Origin of the sequence: Sulfurovum sp. bin170 (assembly GCF_010892395.1) — a bacterium.
Lineage (GTDB): Bacteria > Campylobacterota > Campylobacteria > Campylobacterales > Sulfurovaceae > UBA1140.
The window spans coordinates 1-6,390 of sequence record NZ_JAACKB010000180.1; the positions used below are offsets into that span (position 1 = coordinate 1).

The following is a 6,390-nucleotide window of genomic DNA, read 5'->3' on the forward strand; positions in this document are numbered from 1 at the left end:
AACAAATTATGATAAAATAGTTTTAATATAGTTGAGGAGTAGTTGTATGAATAGGGATGAGGGAAAAAAAGTCTATGTTTGGAATTGGGGTGCAAGAGTTATTCACTGGATGATTGCTCTCTCATTTACCACAGCATTTGTAACATCTTTTTATGAAGAGTTGTTACATGACCATGTGGCACTGGGGTTTATCTTTGGGGTTATGATACTCTACCGTATTATCTGGGGATTTATAGGTCCTAGATATGCACAATTCAAAAATTTCATGTTAAAACCTTCACAATTTATCTTCTATTTCAAAGAGAAAGTACAAAATAGATGGCGTAAGATTCCAGCAGGTCACAATCCAGCATCAAGTTGGTACACTGTTTGGGCAATGGTTATGGGGACAATCATTGTTATATCTGGACTCTTGCTCTATGGGGTTCAAGAGGCAAAAGGGCTACTCTCCTATCTGAATGAGACTCATACACAATATATTGGAATATTGGAGATTATACATCAGTATGCTTCCTATATCTTTGTTGCGTGGGTATTTATTCATATTACAGGGGTGCTTATAGAGCAGTTTTGGCATAAGACTCATATGGTTTTTGCGATGATTACTGGATACAAAAAGACAGAGGGTGAAGATACAACTGTTAGTATACCTTTGACTATTTTCTCTTTCTCTTTTATTATTATGGGCATACTTACCTACCTTTTTATTGTTAGTAGTAACTATAACTTCTTAACATTGCAAAAATATGGCAATCTTGACTATGAAGAGATTCATTCTGTTTACCATGAAGAGTGTGGGGATTGCCACAAGACCTACCCTCCATATATTCTTCCCCAAAAATCTTGGAAAAAGATTATGGCAACGCTAGATAACCATCGAGGAGAAGAGATAACTGAAGCCAATATCTCTAAAGTTGAACAGCAATCAATTCTTAAGTTTTTACTTGCAAATTCAGCAGAGAGTAGTACAAGGGAAGCTGCTGTAAAGATGATGGACTCTTTGGGTAAACGACGACCAAAAGCTATTACAAAAACACCTTATTGGAGAGAGACACACAAAAATATTCCAAAATCGGTCTATAAGAGCAGAGAAGTTAAAGATAAATCTAACTGTTTTGCTTGTCATAAAGATTTTGAGCATGGCAACTTGGATGATATGAATATCAAAAAGAGTTACTAGATAAGTAACATTTATTGTAATCTTTACTTTTTTTTATGTTATTGATACAAATCAAAGTATCACATAAGATTATCTTCTATAATATATAACATAGCCTTATAAATAGGAGTAAATTACTCTTATTTAAGCTAGTAAACAAATTAATAGGAGGAGAAGCTGATGCAGGTAGAGATTTCAAGACGAAAATTTCTTCAAGGTACGGTTGCGATGAGTGTTGTTGGTGGAACAGCAGTGAGTGCAACTAATCTTTTTGCAAGTGATGGTCATGATAGTAGTGATGGTGGTACAAATAGTGCTATACCAGATTCGATTACAACCAAAACAGGTGAAGCAAAAGAGGTAAGAAATATTCCAACACTTTGTGAGATGTGTGTGAATAAGTGTGCGGCGATTGCTAGAGTAGAGGATGGGATAGTGACCAAACTAGACCCAAATCCGATGTTTCCAAAATCAAAAAATATGTTATGTCCTAGAGGTAATGCAGGGATACAAGCCCTATATGACCCAGATAGACTAAAATATCCATTGATTAGAACAGGTGAGAAGGGTGAAGGTAAGTTCAAGAGGGTCTCATGGGATGAAGCCTTTGCTTATATTACTGAAAAGACCATTAAAATCTTAGATGAAGAGAAAGATAACCGTTCATCATTCCTCTTCTGTGCTGGTGAGGGTATGGCAGAGCATACTTTCAAAACTTTCTATCAAGGTTTTGGTTCAGGAAACTGGCTTAATCACGCCTCTATCTGTCTTCAGACTGTGGCTTCTGGTTATGGTGTTACTATTGGTGCTTATCCTCAATCTGACTTGGAGAATGCAGAGTATATTATTATGGCAGGAGCAAACAGAGCAGAAGCTATTGTATCTCCTGATACGATGGATCTCTTCAAGCGAACCAAAGGACGAGGAGCAAAGCTTATCTGTGTTGACCCAAGATTTACCAATACAGCAGCTAAAGCAGATAAGTGGTTAGCTATTAACCCAGGGACTGACTTGGCTTTTGTTTTGGCACTTACTTATGTTGTTCTTACAGAAGAGCTTTACAATAAAGAGTATGTCGAGGCACATTTTAAAGGGTTTGATGAGTATAAAAATCATGTACTTACAAGTGGTTACTCTCCTTCATGGGCAGAGCCAATTACCAATATTAAAGCTAAAGATATTGTAAAAATAGCTAGAGAGTTTATGGCTCATGCTCCTAAATCTATCTACTATCCAGGACGAAGATCTACTTTTGCCAAAAATGATTTCCAGTTGCGTCGTGCAATGGCAATCTTCCAAGGACTTGGTGGTGGTATCGACTGTAAAGGTGGATTGATTTTTGGTTCAAAAGTCAAAATCAAAGGTCACTCAGGACTAGAACCACTCTACGCAAGAGCTGAATCAAGAGCTATTGTTAAGAAAAAAGATGCTAAAAAGGGTGAAGCTGGTTATGATGACTGTGCTGTTGTATCTGGTGGAGGTTCATGGTTAGGTTGGAGAAACCGATTCTTGGAGAATAAGATGCCATATAAAGTTAGAGGGATGTTCTGTTATAAGCACAATCCGATGATGAATATGCCAAACACAGCCAAGACAGCTGAGATGCTTAAAAGAATAGAGTTGCTAGTCTGTATTGATACTATGCCAAGTGATACTGTAATGTATGCCGATGTGGTATTGCCAGAGTGTACTTACTTGGAGAGAACTGACCCTGTTAAAACTTTTGGTGGTGTAGAGCCGTCAATTGCACAGAGAAACAAGGTCGTTGATCCACTCTTTGAGACTCAACCTATTAACACGATTCTACGAGGTCTTATGGGGCAACTATCCAAACCACTTTTTGAGATTACTAAAAAGTATGATGAGGATGTTCAAGAGGAGTTGGCTGAGTTAGAAAAAGCAGAAGTTGATGAGAACAATGAGACGACAGGTACAGGGCAGACAGCTGAGGAGAAAGAGGTAGAGGTTTATGCTGAATTTGACTTAACAAAACTTTTTGAGCATGACCAAGAGCATACCAATGAACATGCTGTTCATGACTACCCAGGTGCTGCTGAAGCTCTAAAAGAGCATGGGGTTTTCTATCCGAAGATGAGTGAGTACTATAAGCAAATTTCAGCTAATGTACATCAGTACTATCCTGAAAAATTAAAATCATACTCTGTATTTGGTGGTGCAACTAAAACTGCTTCTAAAAAAGTAGAGTGTAACTTGGCTTCTATGGCAAAAAAAGGGGTTGACCCAATGCCAACTTGGAGAGATGATTATAACTTCTCCGTTCCAGATGGCAAGTTTAGATTGATGACAGGGCGACATGCACAGTTTACACAGAGTGGTACAGCAAATAACTCAGTTCTGCGAGATTTGATGCCTGAAAACTTTATCTGGATTAACAAACGCGTTGCCAAAGAGAAAGGAATCGCTTTTGGTGATACCTTGGAGGTAACAAGCAGTGTAGGTAAAGTGACGATTAAAGCTTATCCAACGGAGAAGATAGCTCCAAATCAAGTCTTCTTTATTCACGGCTTTGGTGAAGAGAGTTCGGCATTGACATGGGCTTATAAAAATGGTGGTAATGACAATGCTGTTATAGAAGATGTATTGGAACCAGTTTATGGTGCAGCAGCGATGCATGAGACCAATGTAGAAATTAGGAAGGTGTAATTATGGCAAGATATGGAATGGCTTTAGATTACAAAAATTGTATTAATTGTAAAGCGTGTGAGGTGGCATGTAAAGAGGAGAATGGGGTTACTCTTGGTGCTGATAAACACAGAATTTGGGTCGGTGTAAAAGAGATAGAGGGTGAGTATCCATTTCTTAGTATCAGCTCAAGCACTTTTATGCCAAGTCAGTGTCAACACTGTGATGATGCTCCTTGTCAAATGGTCTGTCCTACAAATGCGACATATTTTGATGAGAATAGAGTAGTAAGGGTCAATACTGACCAATGTATCTTATGTAGCTACTGTATGGTAGCTTGTCCTTACGATGCACGATTTGTAGATGATAGAACGATGACGGTAGACAAGTGTAATTTCTGTTCAGATACACGATTGGCACAGGGAAAAACAACAACTGCTTGTCAAAATACTTGTCCAACAAAAGTAAGAACCTTTGGTGACCTTGATGACCCAGAGAGTGAAATTAGCGAACTGCTTAGAACGAGAGATCACTTCTCTTTAAAAGCTCACCTTGGAACCAATCCAAAATTATTCTATCTAACATAAGGAGATTGATATGATTGCAAAAGCAAAAGAATTTATAACATCGATTCCTGTTAATAAGGTAGGAATGAAAGATTTACTGGATTTTGAGAGAACTCCAAGAAACATGTTGGTCGCCGTTATAACGGTTGGACTTTTGGCACTGTTTGTTGTGGGACTTGCATTCTTTTTTATGCATGGACACCACGCCTACAATGTTACCAAAGAGCATCCTTGGGGACTACTCCTTGCCGTATATATCTTTTTTGTTGTAAGTTCAACAGGACTATGTATTATCGGCTCATTAGGTGATGTTTTCGGATTCAAAGACTATATGCTCATCTCTAAACGAGCTATTTTTGGCTCCATAGTTACCATCTTGGCTGGATTTGCGGTTATTGCTGTAGAGATAGGTCACCCTGTAACGATGTTGATTTACAATGTCTTAACCCCAGGATTAACCTCGGCTATCTGGTGGATGGGTACGCTATATGGTGCTTATTTGGCATTTATGATTGTTGAGTTTATCTTCTTATTAAAAGGAGATATGAAAAAGGCGAAAATATTTGGACTAACAGGACTACTTGTAGGTCTTGCAGCACACTCTAACTTGGGGTCAGTATTTGGTTTTCTAAATGCTAGACCAATCGCCAATGGAGTATTTTATCCAACTTACTTCATCTTGACAGCATTTATTACAGGTGTATTTATCGCCTTTATTATTATGGGTTTCCGATACAAACTTGAATTCCCTGAAAAAGTAAAAACCATGTTAACAGGATTGGCAAAGATGCAAGCACTGCTTCTATCAATTCTTATCTTCTTCATTACATGGAAAATGTTTACCGATATTTATGGTGGTATGCCAGACCGTTCAGAAGTTGCTATTCACATTTTAGGTTCATGGACTTTCCAGGCAGAAGTTATATTGGCGATGATTATCCCATTGGTTATCATCTTGAAAGATATGGGTAGATCACCTGTTCTAATGTTTTGGGCATCGCTCAGTGGTATGGTTGGTATCTTCTTTATGAGATATAACCTTGTACACGACAGTCAGCTCAAACCACTTCAGATGATGAAAACCACAGAGTATCAACTTGCACCAAGTTGGGTACACTACATTCCATCAGCTACAGAGATAATGATTTCTCTTGGTGGACTGGGGCTTTGTATTGCGATGTATTATGCAGGAACAAAGTTCTTTAATTTGGATGAAGACCATTAAGGTCTCTCCACTCTACCTCTTTTGAGGTAGAATTTTAAATCTATTCTACAAATCTACTATCTGATTTTTTCTTACTTACCTCATCTGAGCTAGATTGCATCCAGCCCGATTTAATCACACCCTCCACCTTGTCAAAGTTCTCAATATATGGTTTTATATCTATAAGTGGTGTTCCATTCAATATGTCAACCCCCTTAATTGTCACCTTATTACCATCAACTTTAACAAGTTCAACCACAGATAGACCAAGACTATTTGGGTGCATTGGCGTTCGTGTAGAGAAGACTCCTCTTGGGGTGTGGGTTTTATCATTAAATGGCACAACAGAGAGTTGAGGTTTTTTAATCTTATGAAAATAGTAAATCAGATAAACATGTGAAAAGCCATCTAGGTCTTTTAGCCCCTCTTTATACTCATCTTTGAACACAATAGTAGCATATGTATCTTTTGCCCCTTTGGGTTGAACGGGCATATTTATCAAGCTACAAAATGGAGATTGGATGGTTGCTATCTGTACTAATTCAAATTTCATTTTTTTCCTTTTGATTTTATCCTATATCAAAATAGTTTTGAAATTTTACTCTCTATTTCTTAACAAAACATATTTTTATTATTTTAAGGTGATATTGATGTGTTCATCAGGAGGTGGGATATTTTGTAGGGGCAAACCTTTATGGTTGCCCTAAATTTATTAGACTTCTTGCAAAACTAGGAACCGATGGCTTTAGCCCAATGCCAATGAATTAGCGAGGCTGAAGCCATCGTTTCCTTATATGCAATTTGCATTTTCGGAATCG

Annotated in this window: 5 protein-coding genes; 4 read left to right on the plus strand and 1 reads right to left on the minus strand. The window is 37.8% G+C overall.

Features of this window, described 5'->3' with window-relative positions; translation table 11 throughout:
* The first annotated feature begins 46 nt into the window (after nucleotides 1-46).
* The 4 genes from GSY74_RS04185 (at nucleotide 47) to nrfD (ending at nucleotide 5,593) form a co-directional block, all read left to right on the plus strand.
* On the plus strand, nucleotides 47-1,180 hold the full coding sequence (locus tag GSY74_RS04185; RefSeq protein WP_164663852.1) for a cytochrome b/b6 domain-containing protein: 1,134 nt from the start codon (nucleotides 47-49) through the stop codon (nucleotides 1,178-1,180).
* A 159-nt stretch (nucleotides 1,181-1,339) separates the two neighbouring features.
* Entirely contained in the window at nucleotides 1,340-3,823 is a 2,484-nt protein-coding gene (locus tag GSY74_RS04190; protein WP_164663853.1) for a molybdopterin-dependent oxidoreductase, read from the plus strand.
* A 2-nt stretch (nucleotides 3,824-3,825) separates the two neighbouring features.
* Complete coding sequence (locus GSY74_RS04195) at nucleotides 3,826-4,389, plus strand: 4Fe-4S dicluster domain-containing protein (protein ID WP_164663854.1); 564 nt, start codon at nucleotides 3,826-3,828, stop codon at nucleotides 4,387-4,389.
* A 10-nt stretch (nucleotides 4,390-4,399) separates the two neighbouring features.
* Nucleotides 4,400-5,593 (plus strand): NrfD/PsrC family molybdoenzyme membrane anchor subunit, encoded by a 1,194-nt coding sequence (nrfD, locus tag GSY74_RS04200; RefSeq protein WP_164663855.1) that lies wholly within the window; start codon nucleotides 4,400-4,402, stop codon nucleotides 5,591-5,593.
* Nucleotides 5,594-5,633: 40 nt separating this feature from the next.
* Here nrfD and tsaA read toward each other — a convergent pair whose 3' ends face one another.
* A complete protein-coding gene (gene tsaA / locus GSY74_RS04205) occupies nucleotides 5,634-6,125 on the minus strand; it encodes a tRNA (N6-threonylcarbamoyladenosine(37)-N6)-methyltransferase TrmO (protein WP_164663856.1) in 492 nt (163 codons plus the stop codon).
* Nucleotides 6,126-6,390: the final 265 nt, after the last annotated feature.

What these genes read in the sequence shown, in the direction of transcription:
- GSY74_RS04185 (WP_164663852.1), top strand. Translation starts at nt 47, where the DNA reads ATGAATAGGGATGAGGGAAAAAAAGTCTATGTTTGGAATTGGGGTGCA.
- GSY74_RS04190 (WP_164663853.1), top strand. Translation starts at nt 1,340, where the DNA reads ATGCAGGTAGAGATTTCAAGACGAAAATTTCTTCAAGGTACGGTTGCG.
- GSY74_RS04195 (WP_164663854.1), top strand. Translation starts at nt 3,826, where the DNA reads ATGGCAAGATATGGAATGGCTTTAGATTACAAAAATTGTATTAATTGT.
- nrfD (WP_164663855.1), top strand. Translation starts at nt 4,400, where the DNA reads ATGATTGCAAAAGCAAAAGAATTTATAACATCGATTCCTGTTAATAAG.
- tsaA (WP_164663856.1), bottom strand. Translation starts at nt 6,125, where the DNA reads ATGAAATTTGAATTAGTACAGATAGCAACCATCCAATCTCCATTTTGT.